The 23,544-nt window shown below is 61.8% G+C and carries 15 protein-coding genes and 6 pseudogenes (1 of these 21 only partly in view); 11 read left to right on the plus strand and 10 right to left on the minus strand.

All coding sequences use genetic code 11. The features are described 5' to 3' along the window. Together EOB80_RS10415 and EOB80_RS10420 are read right to left on the minus strand one after the other, a co-directional pair. Nucleotides 1–97: pseudogene (locus tag EOB80_RS10415) on the minus strand (co-chaperone GroES); the annotation flags it as partial. Nucleotides 98–160: 63 nt separating this feature from the next. Continuing rightward, entirely contained in the window at nucleotides 161–508 is a 348-nt protein-coding gene (locus EOB80_RS10420) for a hypothetical protein (RefSeq protein ID WP_063169239.1), read from the minus strand. A 992-nt stretch (nucleotides 509–1,500) separates the two neighbouring features. Between EOB80_RS10420 and EOB80_RS10425 the strand changes: the two genes are divergently transcribed. The 4 genes from EOB80_RS10425 (at nucleotide 1,501) to EOB80_RS10440 (ending at nucleotide 3,486) form a co-directional block, all read left to right on the plus strand. Beyond that, a complete protein-coding gene (locus tag EOB80_RS10425; protein WP_127318499.1) occupies nucleotides 1,501–1,824 on the plus strand; it encodes a DUF736 domain-containing protein in 324 nt (107 codons plus the stop codon). 179 nt (nucleotides 1,825–2,003) lie between these two features. Then, nucleotides 2,004–2,273 carry a helix-turn-helix domain-containing protein gene (locus tag EOB80_RS10430; protein ID WP_127318497.1) on the plus strand — a complete coding sequence of 90 codons (270 nt, stop codon included), beginning with the start codon at nucleotides 2,004–2,006 and terminating at the stop codon, nucleotides 2,271–2,273. Beyond that, entirely contained in the window at nucleotides 2,270–2,818 is a 549-nt protein-coding gene (locus EOB80_RS10435) for a S26 family signal peptidase (RefSeq protein WP_127318495.1), read from the plus strand. The genes EOB80_RS10430 and EOB80_RS10435 overlap by 4 nt, the downstream gene beginning before the upstream one ends. Next, nucleotides 2,806–3,486 carry a transglycosylase SLT domain-containing protein gene (locus tag EOB80_RS10440; protein WP_127318493.1) on the plus strand — a complete coding sequence of 227 codons (681 nt, stop codon included), beginning with the start codon at nucleotides 2,806–2,808 and terminating at the stop codon, nucleotides 3,484–3,486. Before EOB80_RS10435 ends, EOB80_RS10440 begins: the two co-directional genes overlap by 13 nt. A 59-nt stretch (nucleotides 3,487–3,545) precedes the next feature. Here EOB80_RS10440 and EOB80_RS10445 read toward each other — a convergent pair. From EOB80_RS10445 to EOB80_RS34490, 4 genes and pseudogenes are all read right to left on the minus strand, one after another. Then, nucleotides 3,546–5,070: pseudogene (locus EOB80_RS10445) on the minus strand (IS66 family transposase). 72 nt (nucleotides 5,071–5,142) lie between these two features. Further along, complete coding sequence (tnpB, locus tag EOB80_RS10450; protein ID WP_127318491.1) at nucleotides 5,143–5,496, minus strand: IS66 family insertion sequence element accessory protein TnpB; 354 nt, start codon at nucleotides 5,494–5,496, stop codon at nucleotides 5,143–5,145. Next, entirely contained in the window at nucleotides 5,493–5,735 is a 243-nt protein-coding gene (locus EOB80_RS10455) for a hypothetical protein (protein WP_348629511.1), read from the minus strand. Before EOB80_RS10455 ends, tnpB begins: the two co-directional genes overlap by 4 nt. Next, nucleotides 5,702–6,394: a hypothetical protein gene (locus EOB80_RS34490; RefSeq protein ID WP_164762578.1), complete on the minus strand. Its 693-nt coding sequence runs from the start codon at nucleotides 6,392–6,394 to the stop codon at nucleotides 5,702–5,704. The genes EOB80_RS10455 and EOB80_RS34490 overlap by 34 nt, the downstream gene beginning before the upstream one ends. A gap of 245 nt (nucleotides 6,395–6,639) precedes the next feature. Between EOB80_RS34490 and rlxS the strand changes: the two genes are divergently transcribed. The 3 genes from rlxS to EOB80_RS10470 all read left to right on the plus strand — a co-directional run bounded on the left by rlxS (nucleotide 6,640) and on the right by EOB80_RS10470 (nucleotide 12,142). Continuing rightward, entirely contained in the window at nucleotides 6,640–8,610 is a 1,971-nt protein-coding gene (gene rlxS, locus EOB80_RS10460; protein ID WP_127327579.1) for a relaxase/mobilization nuclease RlxS, read from the plus strand. A gap of 355 nt (nucleotides 8,611–8,965) precedes the next feature. Then, the gene (locus EOB80_RS10465; protein WP_126057775.1) at nucleotides 8,966–9,952 is read left to right on the plus strand and encodes an ATP-binding protein; all 987 of its coding nucleotides are present in this window, start codon (nucleotides 8,966–8,968) and stop codon (nucleotides 9,950–9,952) included. A gap of 75 nt (nucleotides 9,953–10,027) precedes the next feature. Continuing rightward, nucleotides 10,028–12,142: a S8 family peptidase gene (locus tag EOB80_RS10470; protein WP_245463521.1), complete on the plus strand. Its 2,115-nt coding sequence runs from the start codon at nucleotides 10,028–10,030 to the stop codon at nucleotides 12,140–12,142. Between the two features lie 232 nt (nucleotides 12,143–12,374). Here EOB80_RS10470 and EOB80_RS10475 read toward each other — a convergent pair whose 3' ends face one another. From EOB80_RS10475 to EOB80_RS10490, 4 genes are read right to left on the minus strand one after another with little or no spacing between them, the layout of a single operon-like run. Then, nucleotides 12,375–13,904, minus strand: coding sequence for an E2 ligase fold family C protein (locus EOB80_RS10475; RefSeq protein WP_127320520.1), 1,530 nt, complete (start codon nucleotides 13,902–13,904; stop codon nucleotides 12,375–12,377). A gap of 3 nt (nucleotides 13,905–13,907) precedes the next feature. Next, nucleotides 13,908–14,396 (minus strand): Mov34/MPN/PAD-1 family protein, encoded by a 489-nt coding sequence (locus EOB80_RS10480; protein ID WP_126057777.1) that lies wholly within the window; start codon nucleotides 14,394–14,396, stop codon nucleotides 13,908–13,910. Further along, nucleotides 14,393–15,010 (minus strand): putative metal-binding protein, encoded by a 618-nt coding sequence (locus EOB80_RS10485; RefSeq protein WP_126057778.1) that lies wholly within the window; start codon nucleotides 15,008–15,010, stop codon nucleotides 14,393–14,395. Before EOB80_RS10485 ends, EOB80_RS10480 begins: the two co-directional genes overlap by 4 nt. Then, a complete protein-coding gene (locus tag EOB80_RS10490; protein WP_126057779.1) occupies nucleotides 15,003–15,299 on the minus strand; it encodes a DUF2604 domain-containing protein in 297 nt (98 codons plus the stop codon). Before EOB80_RS10490 ends, EOB80_RS10485 begins: the two co-directional genes overlap by 8 nt. A 311-nt stretch (nucleotides 15,300–15,610) precedes the next feature. Between EOB80_RS10490 and EOB80_RS34755 the strand changes: the two are divergent. The 4 pseudogenes from EOB80_RS34755 to EOB80_RS10505 all read left to right on the plus strand — a co-directional run. Then, nucleotides 15,611–15,830: pseudogene (locus EOB80_RS34755) on the plus strand (hypothetical protein); the annotation flags it as partial. Then, nucleotides 15,819–16,742: pseudogene (gene fni / locus EOB80_RS10495) on the plus strand (type 2 isopentenyl-diphosphate Delta-isomerase); the annotation flags it as partial. The pseudogenes EOB80_RS34755 and fni, both read left to right, overlap by 12 nt. A gap of 515 nt (nucleotides 16,743–17,257) precedes the next feature. Next, a pseudogene (locus tag EOB80_RS10500) lies at nucleotides 17,258–19,559 on the plus strand (prolyl oligopeptidase family serine peptidase). A gap of 833 nt (nucleotides 19,560–20,392) precedes the next feature. Further along, a pseudogene (locus EOB80_RS10505) lies at nucleotides 20,393–23,544 on the plus strand (Ulp1 family isopeptidase) (it continues 37 nt past the right edge of the window).

Below are 23,544 nucleotides of genomic sequence, written 5' to 3' on the forward strand. Positions count from 1 at the left end.
TATCCGGGATGATGATCCCGCCAGCGGTCTTGGATTCGGATTCGACCCGGCGAACGACCACGCGGTCATGCAGCGGGCGGAACTTCGACTTTGCCATTTTCGGATTTTTCCCTGGTGCGGATGTTGAGGGGTTTTTGTTAGCACTCGCGATGGACGAGTGCTAACGCGATAGTGAGGTAGGCTGTAAGCGGGCACTCGTCAAGACGGACGAGGGCAGGCGAGGAGCTCTGGCCCCCTCCCCGGTGGAACCCAACGCATACGCGGCATCCGCGTTGATGGCTGCGAGCCCCACATTTCCATTGAATTCGGCGTCATGACGCCAACTTGCTCGCGCCGCTTCCAAGTCGTCAGTCGTGCTGCCGTCAGCACGAACATAGGGCTGCGCTTCACTTCCCGTCGAAGCCGCGGCAAGCAGCGTCGCCGTCAGCACGCTCCTTTGCAGATGCTTGCCAAAGGTGGACAGTGAGCGCACCTGCGCCGGGCTGTTGGTGCGAACGTAAGACGTCATTGACAACTCCTTTTTGCAAGTCGAGCCCTTCTCCAGAAGAAGTCCGCATCGCGTTGAAGACGAGCTGCGAAAAAGAGAAAGATGGGTTTGATAGCTGCGGCCCCAACGGTCCCTTCAGATTTGAGATCACTTCCGCCGCGAGTGGCTGAAGCTCCTCGCAACGTCACAATCGAATCTGCTGCCAAGCCTCCAGGAAAGGAGAGCATTGCTCATCTCGCGCTTGTGCATGCAGTCAACCTTCGATCCGTGTTGCCACATCTCAAGAGCAAATGCGGTGCCAAAGCTCACTGGGAAGTGAACGCATGGCTCTCCCTGAAAACCTCACAAATCCAGCATGGTCAATTGTGCGGAACCCGACATGCGTCTTCTGCCACTGTCAGCTTTCGGACAGGCATGACGCGTTTCGCGCCGACCACCGGTCGATCGGTTTTGGGGCCGGTCTGTTCGCCTCATAAGAGCGCGTCACATTGCGTAGCGGTTTCCCGAGCGCCGCCACATGACACTGGACCTGCAGGTAGCACCGGCTTCTCATCCAGCCTTACTTTGGCCCCTTCGCGTATCAAATTCCCGCTGGCGAGCCCTGCTTTCATAGATCGCACCATGCCGGATGTCTGCTCTGGCGCCCGACCCGCTGGCCCGATCTCGATCCGGCATAAGGGCGCAGCATCTTTGCAGGCCGTTTCATCCCGGCGTCCTGCTTGGCTGACAGACCGCACTTGGCGAGCGGTCTCCATGCTCTCTCCAAGGACCATCCCTGCGGCTGGCTTGTCGACCTATGGGCGGGTCCGGCCGCCCGAAACCCTCGCGCCATCAGCTTTTTTCCCCGCCGCCTGCGGCGGCTTCCTCGCGCCGCTTCGCTCACAAAAAAGCTGCCCGCTCGGGTCCTTCACTGTCGCTGCGGCCCTGTCGGATTCAGGCGGCCCTGACGCGCCCATTACGGTGCGCCATCGCAGGGGATGGTCCCCGGCGAAACCACAAAAGGAGACTTCGAAATGACCGCGATCGGTTACGTCAACAAGCAGGAAAACGGCGCCTACAAGGGCCAGCTCAAGACGCTCAGCGTCCGCGCCGACATCGATATCGCCCCCAACCAGGCCAAGAGCGCCGATAACCATCCCGACTTCCGGGTGCTGACGCAAGGGGTCGAAGTTGGCGCCGGCTGGATCCGCACCGGCGAGACTTCTGGCAAGGATTATGTGAGCCTGTCGATTGCAGCGCCGGAGTTCGGACCGCGCAAGCTCTACGCCAATCTTGGCCGCGCCGCCGGCCAGGACGATGACGACACCTACGCCATCATCTGGAACCCGGCCGACTGATCGGCCGACATAGAGCCTCGCGCCGCAGCCCGGCGCGGGGCTCATTCCCAGGAGTTCCACCCAAACCCCGTCCGCCCTAAAGGGCGGCGAAAACTCTCCCCCGACTCTTCGCCCGTCCCCGAGACGATCTCCCTCGCCCATCCTCGCCCTCGCTTGTCCGAAGCGAAACGAGGATCATCATGGAAGACGAAAACGAACGCGCGGCCCGCGCGAAAAAGGGCAGCCCGTTTCTCAGCACAGCCCAAGCCGCCTTCTATATCGGGCTCTCCCAGCGCACGCTCGAAAAGATGCGGCTCAAGGGCGGCGGCCCGAAATTCCGCAAGCACGGCCGATATGTCCGCTATCACATAGATGAACTCGACCATTGGTCGAAAGGACACCCGCAGCACTCCACTGCCGGCGATGGCGAGGCCGGTTCCGGCCAGGGCGGCAAGGGAGGCCGTTCATGAGCCGGCGCCCTTCCATCCATCTGATCGGCAGCCGCCTGCGGCGTGTTCGAGCCCGTAAGACGGTCGCCTTGGCCGCGGCCGGTCTCGGTCTTTTGGGCTTCACGGCGCTGGCAAAACCCACCCCTTGGCTGGTCTGGAACGCCTCGGCCAGCGCGCCGATCGGCCTTTACCGCATCGCTGCGGGAGCGCTGGCGCGTGGCGATCTCGTGCTCGTGCGCCCGCCTGAATACGCGGCGTATCTCGCCGCCGAGCGCAGCTATCTGCCTCGCAATGTGCCGCTGGCAAAACGTCTTGCAGCGCTGCCGGACGATAATGTCTGCGCCTTCAATGACGCCATCATCATCGGCGGCGACATCGTCGCGCGCCGGCTCAAAATCGATGCCGAAGGCCGACCTTTGCCATGGTGGAACGGCTGCCGAGCGCTCGGCGACAACGAGGTTTTCCTGCTCGGCAGCGACAAAAACCGCTCCTTCGACAGCCGCTATTTCGGGCCTGTTCCCACTCAAAATGTCATCGGGAGGCTCGTACCACTATGGACCGAGTGACCCTCCTCTTGTTGGGCATGATCGCCATTGCGCCATGCGCCTGTTCCGCCTCGACCGGCGCTGAGACGGTCGCCATTTCCCAAAGTCCGCAGCTGCGAAAGTGGCAGACGTTGGTATCGGAAGCAAGCCGGCGCTTCCATATTCCCCAAGCCTGGATCTATGCCGTCATGGCTGCCGAAAGCGGCGGCAAGACGATGCGCGACGGCCGCCCCATCACCTCCCCCGCTGGCGCCATGGGCCTCATGCAGGTGATGCCCGGCACCTATGAGGAGATGCGGGTCGAACACGGCCTTGGGCCTAACCCGCACGATCCGCGCGACAATATCCTGGCCGGCACGGCCTATCTCAGCGCCATGTATGACCGCTTCGGATTTCCTGGCCTGTTTGGCGCCTACAATGCCGGTCCCGAGCGCTACGACGAGCATTTGAAGCGTGGCAAACCGCTGCCAGAAGAGACCGTTGAGTACCTCGACCAACTCAAGGCGGCCGGAGTTTCGGCGGCCGACATCGAGACGTTCGAAAGCAAACCTGTCGCTCCAAAGGCGCAAATCGCTCCTCTCGGACGGTCGCTGTTCTTCATCCATGACGGTGTTCACGCCGGCGTAAACGGCGATCTCTTCGTGCCGCTCGGCAAGGACGGCGCGCAGCCGAGGGAGCCGGTGCGTTAGCCATGGGCGGACGGGGCGCGTCTGGCGGGGCTGGTAAGCGTCCGGTTCTTGCACGTCGCTCAGCTCTTGACAGGATTTGCCGCTTTCCAGTTCCACGGCAGCAATTCGTCGAGGCGGTTGATGGGGGTCCGTCAACCATGCGCGAGAGCACATCATGAAGATAGGCGTAGGGTTCGACGCCATTGAGCTTGCAGGTTTCGACCAGCGAGCACAGCACCGCCCATCGATGACCGCCGCCGTCGCTACCCGCGAAGAGGTGGTTCTTGCGGCCAAGACTGACCGGCCGGATCGCGCGCTCGACCGGATTGGTGTCGAGCTCGGTGCGACCGTCGTGCAGGAAGCGCGTCAGCCCCTCCCAGCGCGACAGCGCGTAACGGATCGCTTCGGCGAGCGTGCTGCGCCCTGGCAAGAGCGGAAGCTGCGCTTCGAGCCAGACCCGCATGGCATCGACGATTGGTTTCGAACGGATGCGCCGAGATGCCAACCGATGCGGGGGCGACTGACCGCGAACGTCGGCTTCGACGGCATAGAGTTGGCCGATCCGGCGCAAGGCCTCCACCGCGATCGGTCCGTTGGTCGCCTGAGCCACGTCATAGAATTTGCGCCGGGTATGCGCCCAACAGGCAGCAAGAACGATGTCTCCCTTGCCGGTGAGTTGCTCGAAACCGGCATAGCCATCGACATGCAGCACGCCCTTGAAGTGCTCGAGATGCGAGGCCGGGCGTTCTGCCTTGCGGTCCGGCGCAAACATATAGATCGCCGCCGGCGGCTCCGGTCCAGCCCAGGCGCGTTGCTCGCGGGCGTAGACCCACAGCCGCCCCGTCTTGGTGCGCCCACGACCGGGATCGAGCACCGGCACCGGCGTATCGTCGGCAAAGAGATGGTTGGAAGCGAACACGCTCTTGGCGAGGCGTTCGTGCAGGGCTTCGAGCCACCAGCAGGCGCCGCCAACCCATCCAGCGAGCGTCGAGCGCGGAAGATCGACACCATTGCGGGCGAAGATCTGCGACTGCCGATAGAGCGGCGTATGATCGCAGTACTTGCTCACCAGCACCTGCGCGAGCAGCGCTGGCGTGGCCAGGCCGCCGCCGATCAGCCGCTCCGGTGCCGGCGCTTGCACCACCGTCTCGCAGGTCCGGCAAGCATATTTCGGACGCGTGGTGCGGATCACGCGAAGCTGCGCTGGCACCCAATCCAGCATCTCACTCACGTTTTTGCCAATGGCATGCAGGGTGCCGCCGCAACACGTGCAGACTGTGCCGCCTCAAGCAGGACGTCCTCGCGCGGCAGATGATCAGGCAGCGATCTGCGATGGGACGACCGCTCCGCCGACGGTTTGACTTCGAACGGACGGCTCTCCTGGATGCGAGCAACATCGGCGTCGAGGTCTTCCAGCGCGAGCACAAGCTGGTCGGGGGCAAGCTGCTCGGAACTGCGGCCGAACTGCGCTCGCTGGAGCTTTTTGATGATCGACTGAAGTCGCTCAATCTCCCCGTCGCGGCTCTCGACCGCAGCCGCCATGTCGCGCACGAGACGCTGCAAAAGCTGCGGGTCGGAAGGCAGATTTTCGAGATCGATCAACATGATCGAATCTATCATAAACAGCCTAAAAACCCAAGCTTTCCGGGCTTTTCCGCGACAATCGACGAGGCGATTTCAGCCCGCCAGCATCGGTCGCCAGAAGCGTTCCGGCGTGCGCCAGTCGATCCCCTCGATGAGCATCGCCAGTTGCGCTGGCGACAGTGTCACCGAGCCGCCTGGCTCAGCCAGGCGCGGCCACATGAACTGTCCGCGGTCCATGCGCTTGGTGAACAGGCACAGCCCCGTTTCATCCCAAAAAAGGATTTTCAAAAGCGAGGCATTCTTGCCGCGGAAGACGAACAGATGTCCCGAGAACGGATCCTTCTTCAGGTGTTCCTGGATCAGCGTCGCGAGGCCATCGAGGCCCTTTCGCATGTCGGTGTGACCCAAGGCCAGATGCACTTTCACGCCGGCCGGAACGACAATCATGACGCCTTCTCCTTACCAGTGAGCTGCCGCTTCACGGCGGCCGTGGTCGCGCCCGCGCGCGAACACGCGCCGTCCATATCCAGTTCCATTGCCACCATTCCGTCCGGCGGCTGCACGAGATCGCGCAACGCCGCGAGTGCCGGCAACTCGTTCGCCGCGCCGTCGGCGAGCGCGACCATCGCCAGTTGCGGCGCCTTGCGGGCAGTCAGGCCGAACTCTTCGCGCCAGCGGAAGGCCATGCTGGTGGCAATGCCGTGGCGGCGACAGACCTGCGCCACGGCGACGCCAGCCTCTCGGTCTCCGCGACGATCGCCCGCTTCTGCTCGTTGGTGAAGGTGCGCCGGTTCGAGCGACCGTCCGCAGCCCCAGGCGTCAAGCGGTATTTGCGCCGTACGCAATTAGCAGCGCTGCTTAATTGGGCCCGGGTACTCGGATGAAGAAGCGACCGCCAGTCCATTTCAGTGCCGGATTCCTCGAACCGATCGCGCCATCTGCGCAGCGCGTGCGGCGAAAGATCGAGCGCCGCCGCATACTCGGCGAGCCCCATGCCGCTCCAATTCATCGCCTCCACATGCATTCCCCAGAACGCATGCAGCGCAAGCGGACCGCGGTCCGTGCGCGCGCCGTAGCGGCGGCGAGGTGGCGCGTTTTGCTTCCGCCGAGGCGCATTCCTGGCGCGCTTCTTCTGCTTCTCCGCGTACAATTCCCGCAGATATTCCGCACGTTTACGCAGGTCTTTCGGCGTCAGCAGGTGGCGCGCCCAACGCTCGAAGGTCACCGTCGAAAGCTTGTGCCGGCGGCAATATTCCTCCGCCTCCAGAGAGCTGCGAAACCAGCTGCCGACATGCGTGCGCCAGTAGGGGTTGTCAGCCTTGTCCCAGGAGCGGCGGGGCGCCATCGCAGATCATCCTCCTCGACAAGAAGGAACCCGACATGACGCGAGATTGCACTACCTCAGATATGTGCAGGGACCGGACGCTTACCGGGGCTGGGGGGCTGGGCGCGTAAGGCAAGATAAAGGCACCGCCTCCAGGAGGCGGCTAAGTCTTTGTCTGCACATCGTTTTTCCAGGAGGCTGCCGCCGGTGCCAAGAGGGTTTGACGTGTAAGTGTCTGATTTTGCTTGATATGTCTGGGAGGTCGCATGGCAGATGACGAGTTCAGGCCGAAGCTCGGCAAAATCGGGTCGCGCGGCTCGAAGGCAGGCAAACGCTATGCCGGTCAAGTCCGGGCAGCCGTCAACCGAGCCGGCGGCCAGCCCCAGCCCGGCGGTCGCTTCACGGGCAGCCGGACAGGGCGTGGCGGGGCGGCTGCGGAGCTGCTGAAATCGCGCGACCGGTATGCCGCCTTCCGCCAGCGCCGGGTGATCGTCAAGGCGCGGATCGTCAAGCTCGCCGGCAAGGGCGCGGACGGGGCGCGTGCCCATCTACGCTATCTTCAGCGCGACGGCGTCACCCGAGAAGGTGCGCCTGGCGAGCTCTACGGCGCCGACAGCGACCGCGTCGACGGCAAGGCGTTCATCGATCGCGCGGACGGCGACCGCCACCAATTCCGCTTCATCGTCGCTGCCGAAGACGGCATCGAGTATGAAGACCTGAAGCCGCTGACGCGGCGGCTCATGGCGCAGATGCAGGAAGACCTCGGCACGAAGCTCGACTGGGTCGCGGTTGATCACTTCAATACCGGCCATCCCCATAGCCACATCATCGTCCGAGGCAGGGACGACCGTGGCGAGAACCTGGTCATCGCGCGCGAATATATCTCATCTGGCATCCGCGAGCGGGCGGCCGAGCTGGTCAGCCTCGATCTCGGTCCGCGAACCGACCGCGAGATTGAGCTTCGCCTGCGCCGGGAAATGGAGCAGGAACGCTTCACCAGCATCGACCGTCGGCTGCTCAGCATGCGTGATGATGACGGCCTGGTCTCGCCGGACGGTCCCGACGCCATTCGTCAGACGCTGCACCAGGGACGGCTGCGCAAGCTCGAGCGGATGGGTCTGGCCGCGGAGGTCGGCGCTGGTTCCTGGCGCCTCGACGATGAGCTCGAAGCCACGCTGCGCCGCACCGGCGAACGCGGCGACATCATCAAGACCATGCACCGCGAACTGGCCGGCAAGGGGCTTGCCCGCAGTGCCGCCGACTGGGTGATCCACGATCGAGCCGGCGAGCCCGTCCAGTCTCTCGTCGGTCGGGTTGTCGCGCGTGGACTGGCCGACGAGATCAATGACCGCCATTACATGATCGTGGACGCCGTCGACGGTAAGAGCCATTGGATCGACATCGGTAGAGGCGAGGCGATGGAAACGATGCCTAATGGCTGCATCGTGCGTGTCGCGCCAAGGAACACCGAGCCGAGGCAGGTCGATCGTACCATCGCCGAAATCGCCGCCGCGCATGGCGGCCGCTACGACGTCGATATGCACCTGAAGCATGACCCATCCGCCACCGAGAGCTTTGCGCGAACGCATGTGCGGCGGCTGGAGGCGATCCGCCGCGCGACCGGCGGCGTCGAGCGAGAGCCGAACGGCACCTGGCTCATCGCGCCGGACCATCTCGATCGCGTCGCGAATTATGAGGGCCAGCGGGCCAGGGCCGAGCCTGTCGTTGCCGACAAGCTCTCCTCAATGGCGCTGGAGCGACAGGTCAGCTTCAACGGCGCCACCTGGCTCGACCGGGAGCTGGTTGCCGATAGACCCGAGCCTTTGCACGGATCCGGCTTCGGCCGCGACGTGAGAGAGGCGCAAGCTCGCCGGCGGCAGTGGCTGATCGCGCAAGGCCTCGCGCATGAAGAACAGGATGGGATCGTCTATCGAGCCAACATGCTTTCGATCCTGCGCCAGCGAGAACTGAACCGTGTTGCTGGCCAACTGTCGGAGGAACTTGGCCTGCCCTATGCCGAAGCGCGATCCGGAGGACGAGTAGAGGGTACGCTCCGCCGCTCCGTCGAGCTTGCCAGCGGAAAATGTGCCGTCGTTGAGAAGTCGCGCGAATTCACGCTGGTGCCATGGCGGCCGGTGCTTGAGCGCCATGTGGGCAAGGAGGTCTCCGGTGTCGTGAGTGGGGAGGGGATTTCATGGACCGTCGGCCGGCAAAGGAGCGGACCTGGTGTTTCGTGAGATGGTGTACAGCTTTTTAGCCAGCGGCGCGGGCAGCCATGCGACCCCGCGTAGACCTTATGGCCGCAGCCCGCAATCGGTCGCATGGACCTGCCAGGCGGGGCGGCTTTGGAGCGTTCGGACCCGACACGCTGCGTGAGTGGCCAGACTTCGAGCGCTCGAAGATGGCGGACTGTTGTCTGCTGGCCGGCGTTATTCCGGCTGGCCTATGACCGCGGCGCAACAGTTCACCGCTGAAGTTGCCACGGGCGAACATCGACAAGAGAAAAAACACCATTGCGCGATACAAATCGCCGTTGAAAGCGTTTAGGTTGCATGCGCTTCGCCAAGTAAACGGATACCCCAGAAGAGAGCCATGACCACGGCCCGCCATATCGTGACGCTGCTTAAAAGCCACATTGCCGGCGACGAGGATCGTTTCCTCTCTATCGCGATGCAGCTTGCTGCGCATGAGGCACGTCAAGGCCATGGTAAGCTTGCTCAGGAGCTCAAGGATCTGGTCGACGCAGCCAAGAGCAGGGACGCCCGGATTGTCAAGAGCAGTCGGCCGGTTCCCCTTTTTCAGCCAAAGGGCGAGCTCGCAGGGCTCCTGCATGTGCGCTATCCGGACCTGCGACTGACCGACATGATTTTGCCGGACAGTCTGCGCTCGCGCCTGCACCGCGTGCTGGGAGAGCAGCGCCAACAAGCAAGCTTGCGCGAGCACGGGCTTGTTCCCCGTCGCAAACTGCTTCTGGTCGGCCCGCCAGGATCAGGCAAGACGATGACCGCATCGGCATTGGCCGGGGAGCTTCATCTGCCCCTTTTCACGATCGTCCTCGATGGTTTGATCACCAAGTTCATGGGAGAGACTGCCGGAAAGCTGCGGCTTGTTTTTGATGCAATGCAGGCGACGCGGGGCGTCTACTTCTTTGACGAATTCGATGCCATCGGCGCGCGTCGAGGCGAACGCCAGGATGTTGGCGAGATTCGGCGCGTGCTGAATTCGTTTCTGCAGTTTCTCGAGCAAGACGACAGCCACAGCCTGATTATTGCGGCAACAAATCATCCCGAGCTGCTCGACAGAGCTTTGTTCCGCCGTTTCGACGATGTCATCGAATACGCCGTGCCCGATCGGCCGATTATAGAGGCGCTGCTTCGGGCTCGACTCGACCGCTTCGACACCAGAGGGCTTGCCTGGAACGAGGCGATCTCTCAGGCAGAGAGACTGTCGCAGGCCGAGATCACGCGCGCGGCCGACGACGCTGCAAAAACCATCATATTGCGGGGGGGGAAGCGGATCACCTCGGAAGCGCTCATCGACGCTCTGAAGGAACGCCGGCAGGCGTCGCTGTTTGAGTAGCGACAGCACAGATCATAATGGCAGACGATTTTCCGCGCGACCGCGCCCATATCCACCTTCGCCATCACAGCGTCGGTGTTCCTGCCGCAAAGCGCGCAAGCCTATTATTTGCGGAAAGTCGAGGCGTATCGAGACGTTGATACTGACCGCGGCAGACCGCGCAACGAGCCGCTCGTCTCCCGCATGGAGACAGTCAGGCTGGCGACTGCACGATCGTTGTTTACCGACCACGACGACCTCTTCCCCCAGGCCGCTGACGAGCAGGTGTGGTGGGAAGTCTGGCTGCGCGACGGTCGCCGCGAGAACTTCGAGCACATTGCCGAAGCCCTGAACATCACTTTGCGCACGCATGCGGTCAGGTTTCCGGAGCGGGTGGTCATGCTGGCCCTCGCCAGCACGGCAATGCTCGACCGCATGATTGCGCACAGCGATGTCGTCGCCGAGCTGCGGCGCGCGAAGGATACGCCGTCCTTCTTCCTGGGCCTTGGCGGCGCGGAGCAAAGGGACTGGAGCGACGAGCTTCTCGGGCGCGTCAGACCGCCTCAATCCGATATTGCGGTCTGCATTCTCGACAGCGGCGTGCGTCGCACCCACCCGTTGATCGAACCCGCACTTGCCGTTGAAGACTGGCACACCGTCAAACCGGCATGGGGCAGCGACGACACACCTGCGTGGAGCGGCCACGGGACGCGAATGGCAGGTGTCGGCCTGTACGGTGATCTGGTCCCGCTCCTGGTCGGAGGCGATCCAGTTCCATTGCCCTTTCGGCTGGAGAGTGTTCGTATCCTTCCGCCAGAAGACGAGGCAAACGATCCAGAACTCTATGGCGCGATCACCGCGGAAGCGATCGCCCGCGCCGAGGTGCAGGCGCCGGAGCGCCGCCGCGCGATCGCAATGGCTGTGACAAGCGCCAGTCCGGCGCGTGGAAGGCCCACATCGTGGTCTGCCGCTATCGACCAACTCTGTTTCGAAGAGGAACAGCGACGCTTGATCGTTCTCTCTGCCGGCAACATCGGCGATGACCTCATGCCGGCCGAGCATTTGACGCGCAACGATCTGGAAGCAGTCGATGATCCTTCTCAGGCCTGGAATGCGCTGACGGTCGGCGCTTTCACAGAAAAGGTCGATATCATTGACACCGACTTTTCGGGCTACGCTCCGATCGCGCCGGTCGGCGAGCTCTCGCCGCGCAGTCGCACTTCGGTCGTTTGGGACAGGCAGTGGCCGGTGAAGCCCGAGGTCGTCTTCGAAGGCGGCAATCTCGCCCATGACGGTGTGTTGCCCGGCGAGCCGATCGACGATCTGCAGATATTGACCACTTTCTGTCGACCCGAACTGCGCCACTCCACCACCCTCGGAGATACGAGCGCGGCAACGGCCCATGCCGCACGGATGGCGGGACTAATTCTATCAGCGCGCCCCGAGCTGTGGCCTGAATCGGTTCGCGCCCTGATCGTCCACTCGGCCGAATGGACTCCGGCGATGCGCGCACGCATCGATGCGTGCAACGGAGCGAAGGGCGAGATCCAGGCGCTCGTGCGGCGCTATGGTTACGGCGTGCCAGATCTTGGGCGCGCGCTTCTGTCAACGGTGAACGACCTCACGCTTATCGTTGAAGATGAGCTTCAGCCTTTCCAGCGCGAGGGCGGCGCGGCTGCCAAAACGCGTGACATGAAGCTGCATCGCCTGCCTTGGCCGAAGGAGCAGCTCGCGGCGCTCGGCGCTGCCCAGGTCGAGCTCCGCGTCACGCTGTCCTATTTCATCGAACCCAACCCCGGTGAACGCGGATGGACCCGCCGGCATCGTTACGCGTCCCATGGTCTTCGGTTCAGAGTAAAGTCAGCGACCGAGACAGTCGACGAATTCCGAGCCCGCATCAATCAGGCCGCTCGGGACGAGGAGGAAGGGGCGCCTGCTGGAGGCGGAGAAGAGTGGCTGCTCGGCACCTTCCGCGATCGCGGCTCGTTGCACGCCGATTTCTGGTCGGGCAGCGCCGCCGATCTCGCCGAGCGTGACGCGATCGGCGTGTTCCCGGTCGGGGGCTGGTGGAAGGAGAAGCCTTACCTGGAACGCGTCGACGCTCTGGCTCGGTACGCCCTGATTGTGACGATTCGGGCGCCTGGGGTCGATGTTGACATCTTCACACCCGTCGAAGCAGCCCTGACTGTCGAGACGTCGGTCGAGACCTGATGCAGCACTGTCCAAACCGGCCAACAACGGAGGTTTGACCAGCCTCTGGTGCCATGGCGGCTGGTGCTGGATCATCACGTCGGCACGGGATCATGCGCGGAGGACGATAGGCCGGCAAAGGAGCGGGCCAAGCGTGTCATAATGGCGCCCATGGTCACGCCCACAAGCCGCGCCCCCTGCGTCTACGGAGAGGTGCGCGTCTGCTTAGGCGGCCGAGACATCGCTTACCTGATCAACGCGCTCCGTATTTGCGCCTGTAAGCGGCAATGAAATCGTCGTCGCTACAGATGCAGCGGCCGCTGGAGTCCTTGGCCTTCGGATCGTGCAAGTGAGAGCCAAGGGGGCGCAGAAGATTCACCCGAGTGCTCGTCGTCGGGCTCATGGGAAACCCCGCACTATGCTTGACCAAATCCGCGGCAAGCATAATCCCGGCAAGCACCGACTGAAAGGCCATCGGAACCACAGTTCGAACGCGGCGACTTCCTTCGCTAAGCTGGAACACCAGACCGCCGCAGATAGCCTGCTGATAAAAGGAGCGCAGGGGCTGGCCGACAAACGGGGCTAGCGGTTCAAACGGCACAGCCATCGCTGTAGCCACGCGAACTACAAAGTCGTTGGGAACTCCGGCATTTGTCTGCAGGAGCGTTTTCACCTGCTCGTGTGCTTCCGGTATTCCGAGTTCCTCGGCAATCAGCTGGTGCTCGTCCTTGGATTTTCCGGATGGCAGGTACATGCAACAAAGGCAAGCCTGGCCGTCATCGAAACCATGCCGGGAGATACCGAGATCGTGCTCCTGCGTCCAAGCGTTTGCGATCCATCGCGGCAGTGCACCTTGGACAGCCAGACGGTCGGCGGCGGTGTCAAGCGCCACACCCACTTGGTCTAAGACCCAATTGCCCCGGCGCGCAACATATTCTGCCCACGTCAGAGGGTGCGCCTCGACCTCAAGGCCAGTCGATCTAAGGGCGGTGGCTGCAAGAACCGCCTTGGACATACCAATCTCCGCCTGGCCGGCCAATGCGTAGCGCTGCAGGTTTGAGAGTTCGATCGCTTCGTGATCGATTACATGCAGACGACCCTTGAGATCGGGTTGTCTCGCTAGCGCCCAAAGCGAGCCATGGCCTATCGCACCGAGCCCAACGAGGTGGGTTTCGCCAAGGTCGACTGGGAAGTCGATCGGGCCAGCCTCCCCGGCTTTGGTCTTGTCGTAGCTGCATAGCGAGAGGTCGATGGTTTCGTCCAACTCGGCGCCGGTCAACTGGGCGGCGAAGATAGTTCGAAAGACGTTGGCGGCGCCGAAGCAACTGGCGGCGCCAGCTCCAAAAGGCAGCAGACTTGGGCCAGAGCCCACCGGGTCCGTACGCGACAGCTTTGCCGCCCAACCGTCCGATCCCACGAAAAAGATCGGGCACCGGAGTGATGGGCGCGTTACCCCTGCAACGACGCAGACGGTGGCAGACTTGCCGGAACGCCGGATGCCGACTTTTGGATTGATCGACTTTGCCAAGCGCTCCAGCGCTTGGGCTTGAGAGCTCGCCGCGCTGTCCAGCGGGAGTATCGCCAGAACCGGGTAGAGCCTAGCGAGCAATCTCACCGCAAGATCTAGTGTCGCCTGGCCTTCGGCGCAGGAAGCGGCCTGATGGTCGAAGGCGACTGCCACGACCTGCTTTTCAAGAGCTGCTTTGAAGTCTCCCAGATGAAAATCGGCCAGGACCTGAGATGCCGCCGTGGCGGCACGATCGATGAAGTTAGCGAATGCCATTGTTCAACTCGATATCATGATCATTCGCGACAGTGCCGCGGGAGGGAGCGCATTCCATTTGGCCTTTTCGTCAAGCCGATAGGCGGCGACCCGAGCAAAATCGAAAGGCTCGCGGGCGAAATTCGGCACTACCAGCGACAGACACCCAACCGTGGTAGCAACCGCATAAGCGTCGTCCGTCGTCGAATGGTAGGCGCGGCCCGGATGGCTGTGAATCTGGGCCAAGAGTTTCAGGCCGCTTTTGTAGAGCCAGACATTGAGCCGGTGCAGTTCTTCGGCCGCAACGATCACGCAAACGCCATCGTTTGTCCGAATGTGACGCTGCGCCGGGATAACCGTCTCTGTTACGGCAAAGTGCCGGTCTTGCTGAACGCCGACCCAGAGCGCCATCCCCTCATTGCCTTCGCGACCAACTGAGCGCAGATGCCCATGCGTGGTCGAGATGCAGCCGCGCGGGAGAGTCACGATCGTTACATCTCTCAAACCAGTCATTCTTGTATCGCCTGAGGGGATACCACCATTCCTACGATTGCCGGTGGGAGTTGAATCTGCAACTGCTCTATAGGAATGATTCCGTACTTGATGATCTTGTCCAGGATGAAGGCCAAACAGCCTTCGCCAGAACCCCGATGAAGTAGCCATGGATCACCTGAATGGGCTGGATTGTCGTGGTATTCCCGGACGCCCGCCATGCACAGGAATGGTTCGTCCTCGGGACTGTTGGCCTGGATGAAGTCCGTCAGCGGCACGGCGTTCTGCTGGATGAGAGCTCCTATCATCTCCGGCGGCGTTCCGGGCAGCGGCGGACGTCTAAGCATTTTCAGGTATAGATCTTTCCGGGCAATCGGATGACGCGTAAACGGATCGACGAAGACCACGGACGGTGGTCTTAAGTCGTAGTCGGTGAAGTCGACCTCGCTCGCTGCGCTGATCACCCGTGGTTTTAACTTGAGGCTTGCGAAAATGAAGAAAGCGCGCGGAAAGGTCGCCTCGATCAAGAAGCAGCCCTGAGCCCGATAGACATCAGCATATGGCCGGAACCGGCCGATCTCCCGATCAAACTTCGCTCGGGAGACCTCCGGATCCACACTTTGGGGTTTAGGCACCTGCGACGCCCGCCTTCAGGCTGAGGAACAGGGTCACAGTATTCGGGAAACCGAAATCGCCAAGCTTCTTGTCGACGTCGAGCAAGTTGCCGGCCTCATCCTTCAATTCCCAATTCTCGGCTGGTTGGGCGACATTCTGCGTGTTCTCAAGGGCTTTGGTACGAATGACGTGAAGCGGCTGGTTGGGATTGGCTTCGACCTGCGTGGGCTGGCCGTTCACCACCATCGTGATCTCGATCTTGCCCGGCCCGCCGCCGTGATTATCGCCCTTACCCGAATCCTTCGACATTGTCCTACTCCTGTGGCTTGCCAACCGTCCCACGCCCTGGCGCCCACCTGCGAGTGAGACCGGCGGTCTTCAATCGTTCACCCGGCGCCACGGCCGCGAGTACGCGAAAGACAGGGGATAAGCTACCGAATCGGTGCTTGCCTTCTTTTATGGGTGACTTGAGCCGCAAGTAAATGGTCTCAAATTGCTCCTCACAACTATAATCGATTAGAGCAATGCGAAAATATTGGCGACACGCCTATTCATCTGCTCTCTCACTCGCCTGCTCCGTGCTTGGCAAGGGGAGCTTTGACTGCGTCACGCGTCCCCCAATCCTGCAACGCATTCACCCGAGCCTGCGCGACACCAGCGCCCGAAAAAACGCTGATCGTGGCGTTCTATCGCGAACTGGCGCTGCTGTTCTGGCTAGACGATTGCAACGACGTTGGCCTGATCGCGCCGGAGCAGCTCGCCGCCGTGGAGCAGGCGCTGGGGCACGGCGTACCGTGCGTTCTCTCCGGATTCGAGGGCTGCGCTCAGCTGCGCGCTTCGCTGGTGCTGGATCGGCGAACGGCGCCGGCCACGGTGGCCGCTGGCTGGGAGTACATCCATTTCGAACACTGCGCACTGCCCGAGTTGGACCTGACGCAGATCGACCTGCGCGCCTCGCTGCTGGGCAAGGCTATGCGCGCGCCGCTGCTGATCAGCTCTATGGCCGGCGGCATGCCACGGGCCGAGGCCATCAACCGGCATTTGAGCGAGGCAGCGCAAGCCTTGCAGATCGCCATGTGCGGTTCGCAGCGTGTGAGCCTGCAATCCCGTAACTCCCAGGGGCTAACGCGCGCGCTGCGCCGCCTGGCGCCAGACATTCCCTTGCTGGCCAATATCGGCGCCGCGCAACTGCGGGAGGCCGACGGCCTGGACCTGGCGCGTCGCGCGGTGGACGCGCTGGAGGCCGATGGGCTCATCGTCCATCTCAATCCGCTGCAGGAAGCGGTACAGCCGGGAGGGCGACCGCGACTGGCGCGGCGTCCTGGCGCTGATCGCTGGCGCCGCGCGCATCGTGGGCGTGCCGATCGTGGCCAAGGAAGTGGGGGCGGCCTGTCCGCCTCGGTGGCCTGTGCGCTCGTCGAGGCGGGCGTGGCGGTAATCGATGTCGCCGGCGCCGGCGGCACCAGTTGGGCCGCAGTGGAGGGCGAGCGCGCCCGCAATGCCGCCGACCGTGCAGTGGCGATGTCATTCGCCAATTGGGGGATTCCCACCCTGACCAGCGTGCAGGCGGTGCGTCGGGCGCTGCCAACGGTGAAGCTGATCGCGTCGGGCGGGATCCGCGATGGCGTCGACGTGGCCAAGGCCATCCGCCTGGGCGCGGACATCGCCGGGCAGGCGGCCAGCGTGCTGGGCGCGGCGACAGTGTCCACCGAGGCCGTTGTCGCGCATTTCGAGATCGTCATCCGCCAGTTGTTGGGTCACCATCAAACCAATTTGACGCCCCGGGACAATATCGTCCGGCATTGTCCGGTGTGCGACGATGTTGGGGATGCGACATAGGCGGATTGCCGTGTATTAAACCGCTTTTCCTTTGGCACGCATATTGCGCCCTATCGGTAAACCTCGTCATGGGCCGGCGGCAATCGCTCGGAGATTGTCGAAATAGCACAATCTGCCGGGGTGACATCCGGCCCGACTAGAGCAGGACCTTTCAGATGATGCAGAAAAGCAAGCGGCCATACTCGCGGGGAAATAGTCGCGTCAGGGCTGCATGGACGCTCTTTCCTGGTTGTTTCGGCGACGGACGCCAACTCTTCAATCGGCACCCGAACCAGTGCCTGGATGTCCAAGGAGCGCCCCTGTTGCGCGTGCCTGGCTGCACCCGCGTGCTGGCTCTCCTCCAAGGCGACGCTCGGCGCTGCTGCAGACCGGCGACGAGAACCCAACTTCAAAATTAGCATTCCGAAAACCGAAAGAAGTGAACAGGTATGTCCAGGATCGGCGCTTTGACGCGCGCGGCATGGCGATCGGCAACTCAGACGCTGGCCAAGGGTTCGAAAAGTTTACACCCGACGCTAGCGCCGGCCGATTTCAAGCGCGCACTTACGATCAACGATCGATATGGCGGGCTCACTGTCAATGTCCCCAAAATGCCTTTCTGGCTGACCGGGGGTGAAGCCTTCGTCTACCGCCGGACTAGCCACGGCGAGCAGCAGTTCATGCAGGTCGATGCTGCCACGGGTTTCAAGCGGCCCGCTTTCGATCAGGCGCGTCTGGCGGCAGCGCTAAACAAGGTGAGCCATGAGAGCTATCAAGCCGGCAATCTTCCGTTCGACCGTTTCGAACTGAGTGAGGATGGTCGCAGGCTCGACTTCCAGATTGAAGACACCCGGTGGAGCTGCGACCTTGCAAGCTATGACTGTACCAGCACCACATTCGATGCAAGGAAAGGGGACCGTAGGGAGCTCAGCCACCGCTACACGCCGCCAGCGGAGAACAACCCCGACAAGAGCAACGCGTCGCCCGACGGCAAATGGATCGCCTATATCAAGAACTGCAACGTTTTCCTGCGCAGCGAGGACGGATTGCAGGATGTTCCTCTGAGCCGGGACGGAGCCGAAGGCAATTGCTACGTCTTTTCGACGCTGAGCTGGTCGCCGGACTCGCGCCACCTCGCCGCTTACCTTGTTCGCCCCGGCTATAGGCGAGAGGTCCGCTACCTCAATTCATCGACGGACCAGTTGGAGCGGGAATATTCAACAATATTCTATCCCAGGCCGGGCGATGTCCTTCCGCTGCCCCAGCCAGTCCTGTTCGACATTGCCGGCCGGCGCCAGATCGTGATTGACGGTGCCCTCTTCTCGAACGTCTTCGAACTTTCCCCTCTCCGGTGGTGGGCGGACAGCCGCGGCTTCACTTTCGAATATAACCAGCGCGGGCATCAGCTCTATCGCTTGGTCGAGGTAGACGCCGCCTCGGGCCGCGGGCGCTCCCTGATCGATGAGACCAGCGAGACATTCGTGGATTATTTGCCGCTGGGGCATGGCCAGGAGGATGCCGGAAAAATCTTCCGTTACGATGTCGATGACGGGAAGGAGATCATCTGGGCATCAGAGCGCGACGGGTATGAGCATTTGTATCTTTTCAACGGCCGGACAGGCGCGCTCGAAAACCAGATCACCCGAGGTGAGTGGGTCGTCCGGAGGGTCAACCATGTCGATCCGGTGAAGCGTCAGATCTGGTTCGAGGCGAGCGGGATGAACTCGCAGGAGGACCCCTATTGGGTCCATGCTTACCGCATCGGCTTTGACGGCAAGGGACTGACTGCACTGACGCCCGAACCGGCCAACCACCATATCGAGTTCTCGCCTGACAGGCGCTATTATGTCGATCTCTGGTCACGCATCGATCTGCCCCCGCGCATGGCACTCTACCGCGCCAGCGACAATGCCAAGCTCCAGCAGATCGAGACGGCCGACATTTCCGAGCTCGTCGCCGCAGGCTGGCAGCCGCCGCTCAGTTTCCATTCCAAGGGGCGCGACGGCAAAACTGACATCTGGGGCGTGCTCCACCTCCAACTTCGACCCGACGAAGAAATACCCGGTTGTGGAGAATATCTATGCTGGACCCCACGGCTCCTTCGTCCCAAAATCCTTCTCGCGGTGGACAGAGCCGCTCACGCAGCTGGGCTTCGTCGTTGCTCAGATCGACGGCATGGGCACCAACAACCGCTCCCGCGCCTTCCATGATGTTGCTTGGAAGAATCTGAAGGACGCAGGATTTCCCGATCGCATTCTGTGGCACAAGGCGGCGGCCGCGCAATATCCATGGTACGACATATCCAACGTCGGCATTTTTGGCGCATCCGCCGGCGGCCAGAGTGCAGTCAGCGCGCTGCTCTTTCACCCCGATTTCTACAAGGTCGCCGTCGCCAAAAACGGCTGCTTCGACAACAGGATAGACAAGACCTGGTGGAATGAACTGTGGATGGGGTGGCCGGTCGGCATTGAATATTCGCAATCCTCCGCCGTTGACAATGCTCACAGGCTGCAGGGCAAGCTGATGATCGCGGTCGGCGAAATGGATGATAATGTCGATCCGTTTTGCTCGTTCCAGCTTGCCGATCGACTCATCAAGGCAGGAAAAGATTTTGACATGGTCTACGTTCCTGGTGCCAATCACCATACTCTAGGCACCTACACCGAGCGCAAACTCCTAGACTTCTTCGTTCGCAACATTCTCGGTCAGACCCCGCCCGACTGGAACAGCAAACCGATCGAGCTGGAGTAGCTTGTGGCTCTTGCAATTGTTAGCTCGCCTTATCGGCTGTAATCAGGGCGAGGCGCGAGCAAATCTGCACCGAAGGACGATCGTGGAGTCTAGGACTTGCGCTGCGTATTGAGGATAGGCTCGCCGCGACGTTGGTCTGAGCAAACTGCTTGATAGGCACGCCTGCAGACCGCGTGTGTGCGATTGCAAGATCCCCTATCAGCCTGGTGTGAAGCGTTCAGGGGAAAAGCCGCACCCAACGCCGCTTCCGCTCGCCGTAACGCTACGGCGGTGCGGCCCACCCGATCCGCTCGACGAGCATAGGAACACATAGGTCCCCGAACGGACGATTACCTTGGCAATAGAAGACCCTCGTCGGTCATCGCCGCTGTGGGTGGCAGCCCGTCGGTCTGGAGCTGCCACGATTCTCATCCTCGCGTCACATATGAGCTGAAGCTTTCCGGATCGGGTATCCAATCGGCATCCAGTTGCTCGGCGATATGGTTGAATTCTACCTCAGGACAAGAGTGAGTAGAGCAGCCCCGCTACGAAAATCCTATCCTGGTTCGTTTGACGCATCGACTATTCAGATTGATTGGCGTGATACCCGGCGCGGCCGCAACACGCTAGGCCGTCAACCGCTGAGCAGAAAACCAGCCTTCGCCTTCCGCGGCGGCGGACCTCGTCAGCCTTTCGAAAGCTTGCCTGAGTAGGTTGCTCATGTGATCTGTGGAAGTGAGGCTAGCGTGCACCCGTACAAACTGGACATTCATCGTAGCAGCTTGGCTGCAGGTGCAGCACGCCGTACCGCACGAGCAAGCGGACAAGCCGGCCAAGCCGGTTTTGAGCAGCACTTGGGCGAATTGCAGGCGGCGGATGAGTTGATGAGTGCACCAGGCGAGGATGTCCTCGTCAATGGCTCGCATGGCAAAGGTGAGTTGAGACCAACGAAGAGGCAGAGGATCCAAAGCAATCTGCAGCATGCTGTGACTGAGCGGCAACCAGGTCAGGTTGGTGACTCAGGCGCTCGCGCGATGATGCAACTCCCTGCCCATCAGGTGGGTACATCGGAACGGGAGGCGCAGCTCGCGATGCAGGGGGATGAGCACGAATACACCCCAGCGCCGCATCTCGATGGGTCGATGCCCTCGACAGTGCAGCCGGATCGTCCAATTGTGGCCCCCGACGGTGCCGACAAGCGTCCTGTTTATTCCAACGATGCCACCGCCATCGAAGGGCTGAAGTCTGCACTCCTTGCGGGTAAAGCCAGGCCGGACACGGTCACTCGCAGCGCAAATTCTCTTTTCGGCTTTAGTCGTTGGCTCTTTCAAAACAAAAAGCCAGGGTTTGCTGCTCGGCTTTACCATCCGTCGCTGAGCCAGGATCTCGAGGAGTACGAGAGTAGGGGTGGTTCCTCCACAGTGGCTGGCGCACTGCGTCAACTGATGAAGCCGATAGGCGGAGCCGCCCCGATTGTGGGTCGCGCTGTCCTGAACCCCCATCCTGACGACGCCGCGCTCACTAGACATTTCAGATCCGCGAGCGGCTACGCAACTGCTCTTAACCATTTCAGTCATTACCTACGTCAAAATGACAAGCTCGGGATTGCGGGCCGGATTTACGATGAATCGCTGGATAAAGATGTTGAGAGCTACAAGGCCGCCTCCTCTACTCGTGGAGCTCCGATCGAATCTGCACTGGTTTATATCCGCAAGCACCCGCCGCGCGTTATACTCGGGAGTCATCTGGAAAACGCGGTCAGCATGGAGGCTCGTCCCCGTGGCGACGCTGCTCAGCATACCGCACCACAGCAGGGATTCGATTGGCCAGAGGAGCTCCTGCCGGTAGGTTATAAGGAGGGCACCGATCTACCATTGTCTCTCGCCCCAACCGCGCACCAACACCAAGCACCCGACTTTGGAGAGGCCGTCCCTCACTTGAACTGGCGCCACGGCGACCAGGGCGCCCCGGAGGGGCTGGTAGCTGCACGGGACAGGAGCAGCCCGCTGCCAAGCGAGGCGGTGCCACATAAATCTGGACGGGGACTCGCTACGCAGCCCAGATTGTGGGCGGAGAAATCCGCCTCGCCAGAGCTCTTTCGACGGCGGGCGGAGCAGGCTCTGCCGGCGTCCGCCAGAGGTGTGGAGACATCCTCCGCGGTTGATGAAGCCGCCGCTCGCCAAGCTTTGGCTTGGTTGCAGCAGGAGATGGAGGGGATCGAACCGATGCAGGATCCTCATAAGGTGGCTACACCGGAATCTGAGGCGCAGCTCGTCAGGCAGAGGGATGAACACGAATCCACCCCAGCACCGCATCCCGGAGCTGGTGGTTCGATGCCCTCGACAGTGCAGCCGGATCGTCCAATTGTAGTCCCCAACGGTTCCGACAAGCGTCCTGTCTATTCCAACGATGCGACCGCTATCGAAGGGCTGAGGGCAGCATTCCACGCGGGTAAGGCCAGCGCGAACACGGTCACTTTCAATGTAAATTCTCTTTTCGGCTTTAGTCGGTGGCTCCTTCAAAACAACAAGCCAGGGTTTGCTGCTCGGCTTTACCATTCGTCGCTGGATCAGGATCTCAAAGAGTATGAGAGTACGGGTGGTTCCTCCACCGTGGCTGGCGCACTGCGTTACCTCAAGAAGTCGACAAGCGGAGCCCCGATTATGGGTCGCCCTCTCGTGATCCCCTATCCTGACGATGCCGAGCTCATTAGAGATTACAGAGCCGCTTCGACCAAGGAGTACCTGGCAGCGCCTGCGACCGGACGGAATCCAGATACCGTGGGCGGCTATACAAATTTTCTTAGACATTTTAGCCAGTATCTGCGTCAAAATAACAAGCCTGGGATTGCCGCTCGGATTCACGACAAATCGCTGGATAAAGATGTTGAGAGCTTCAAGGCTGTCTCCTATGGTAATAGACTAAGTATCGGTTCTGCATTGGCTCACCTCCGGGATATCCTGCCGCGCATTGTGCTCGGGCGCGAAACTGTCCTTGCTGCTCATCCGGCAGACGCAGTCACCAGGCGCGTTGGGGCCGCTGCTGAAGCTGGGCCAGCGGCACCGGCAAGAGCTCCCCAACCCGCCTCGCCAGCAACCGCTAAGCTGCCAGGCACCTACCGCGGCCTTCCACTGGTTGATGTGACCACACTGACGACCAGTTCCTCTGGGGCTCAGATCGGGGCGCTCGATCCGACAGCCCCGTCCAACGTTGCAACGGGGCGGGTGCTCGGCGCCGCCGAATGGCTGAGCGACGCCCATGTCCAGAGAGATTACAATTTGCTGGAGCGGCAACTGCAGGGGATCAATCCGGCGCTCGCTGCCCGGACTCGGCTGGTGGATCCTTCCGTATCCCATCTACTGCGACACACGTCGCCGCAAGACGCTCGAGGCATATTGCAGTCCATCTATAATCAAAACAACGCCACAGCCGACTTCCTGTTCTTGCCAGTGAATAATGGCACGGCTACTAGCCCCGGCACCCATTGGTCGCTGCTGCTCGTTGATCGCCGCGACCCCGAAAGGCGGTTCGCCTATCACTACGACTCCCTCCAGCGAGAGGGATATAACGACGTGCCTGCAAAACAGCTCGCAGGACTGCTGAATGCTACCTTGGCGCCAGCCCCCATGGCCAGACAGACGAACCATTATGATTGCGGCGTATTTGTCGTGGAGGGCACGTGGGCGCTGGTTGAACGATTGGTGAAAGGGCAGCGGCCAGACCACGAGCCGCTGCCCCTCGACAACCTCGTTGCCGATCGGCAGGCGCTGCAAGACCGGCTAAGGAGGCGCTTGCCGCACGAGGAAGAGCCGCGGCAGCTGCTGGAGGATGAACCCGCCTCCCCACCGATGATGGCATTCGAGCCAGGGGAACTGCGGCAACTGTTGGAAGACGAGCCTGACTCCCCACCAATGATGGCGTTCGAGTCAGGGGAACTGCGGCAACTGTTGGAAGACGAGCCTGCCTCCCCACCAATGATGGCGTTCGAGCCAGGGGAACTGCGGCA

Origin of the sequence: Mesorhizobium sp. M7A.F.Ca.MR.245.00.0.0 (assembly GCF_003997415.1) — a bacterium.
In the GTDB taxonomy this organism is placed as follows: domain Bacteria; phylum Pseudomonadota; class Alphaproteobacteria; order Rhizobiales; family Rhizobiaceae; genus Mesorhizobium.

Bases quoted from the DNA above. Each gene is read 5' to 3' on its own strand.
- EOB80_RS10420 (WP_063169239.1), bottom strand. From the start codon at position 508: ATGACGTCTTACGTTCGCACCAACAGCCCGGCGCAGGTGCGCTCACTG.
- EOB80_RS10425 (WP_127318499.1), top strand. From the start codon at position 1,501: ATGACCGCGATCGGTTACGTCAACAAGCAGGAAAACGGCGCCTACAAG.
- EOB80_RS10430 (WP_127318497.1), top strand. From the start codon at position 2,004: ATGGAAGACGAAAACGAACGCGCGGCCCGCGCGAAAAAGGGCAGCCCG.
- EOB80_RS10435 (WP_127318495.1), top strand. From the start codon at position 2,270: ATGAGCCGGCGCCCTTCCATCCATCTGATCGGCAGCCGCCTGCGGCGT.
- EOB80_RS10440 (WP_127318493.1), top strand. From the start codon at position 2,806: ATGGACCGAGTGACCCTCCTCTTGTTGGGCATGATCGCCATTGCGCCA.
- tnpB (WP_127318491.1), bottom strand. From the start codon at position 5,496: ATGATTGTCGTTCCGGCCGGCGTGAAAGTGCATCTGGCCTTGGGTCAC.
- EOB80_RS10455 (WP_348629511.1), bottom strand. From the start codon at position 5,735: ATGGCCTTCCGCTGGCGCGAAGAGTTCGGCCTGACTGCCCGCAAGGCG.
- EOB80_RS34490 (WP_164762578.1), bottom strand. From the start codon at position 6,394: ATGGCGCCCCGCCGCTCCTGGGACAAGGCTGACAACCCCTACTGGCGC.
- rlxS (WP_127327579.1), top strand. From the start codon at position 6,640: ATGGCAGATGACGAGTTCAGGCCGAAGCTCGGCAAAATCGGGTCGCGC.
- EOB80_RS10465 (WP_126057775.1), top strand. From the start codon at position 8,966: ATGACCACGGCCCGCCATATCGTGACGCTGCTTAAAAGCCACATTGCC.
- EOB80_RS10475 (WP_127320520.1), bottom strand. From the start codon at position 13,904: ATGGCATTCGCTAACTTCATCGATCGTGCCGCCACGGCGGCATCTCAG.
- EOB80_RS10480 (WP_126057777.1), bottom strand. From the start codon at position 14,396: ATGACTGGTTTGAGAGATGTAACGATCGTGACTCTCCCGCGCGGCTGC.
- EOB80_RS10490 (WP_126057779.1), bottom strand. From the start codon at position 15,299: ATGTCGAAGGATTCGGGTAAGGGCGATAATCACGGCGGCGGGCCGGGC.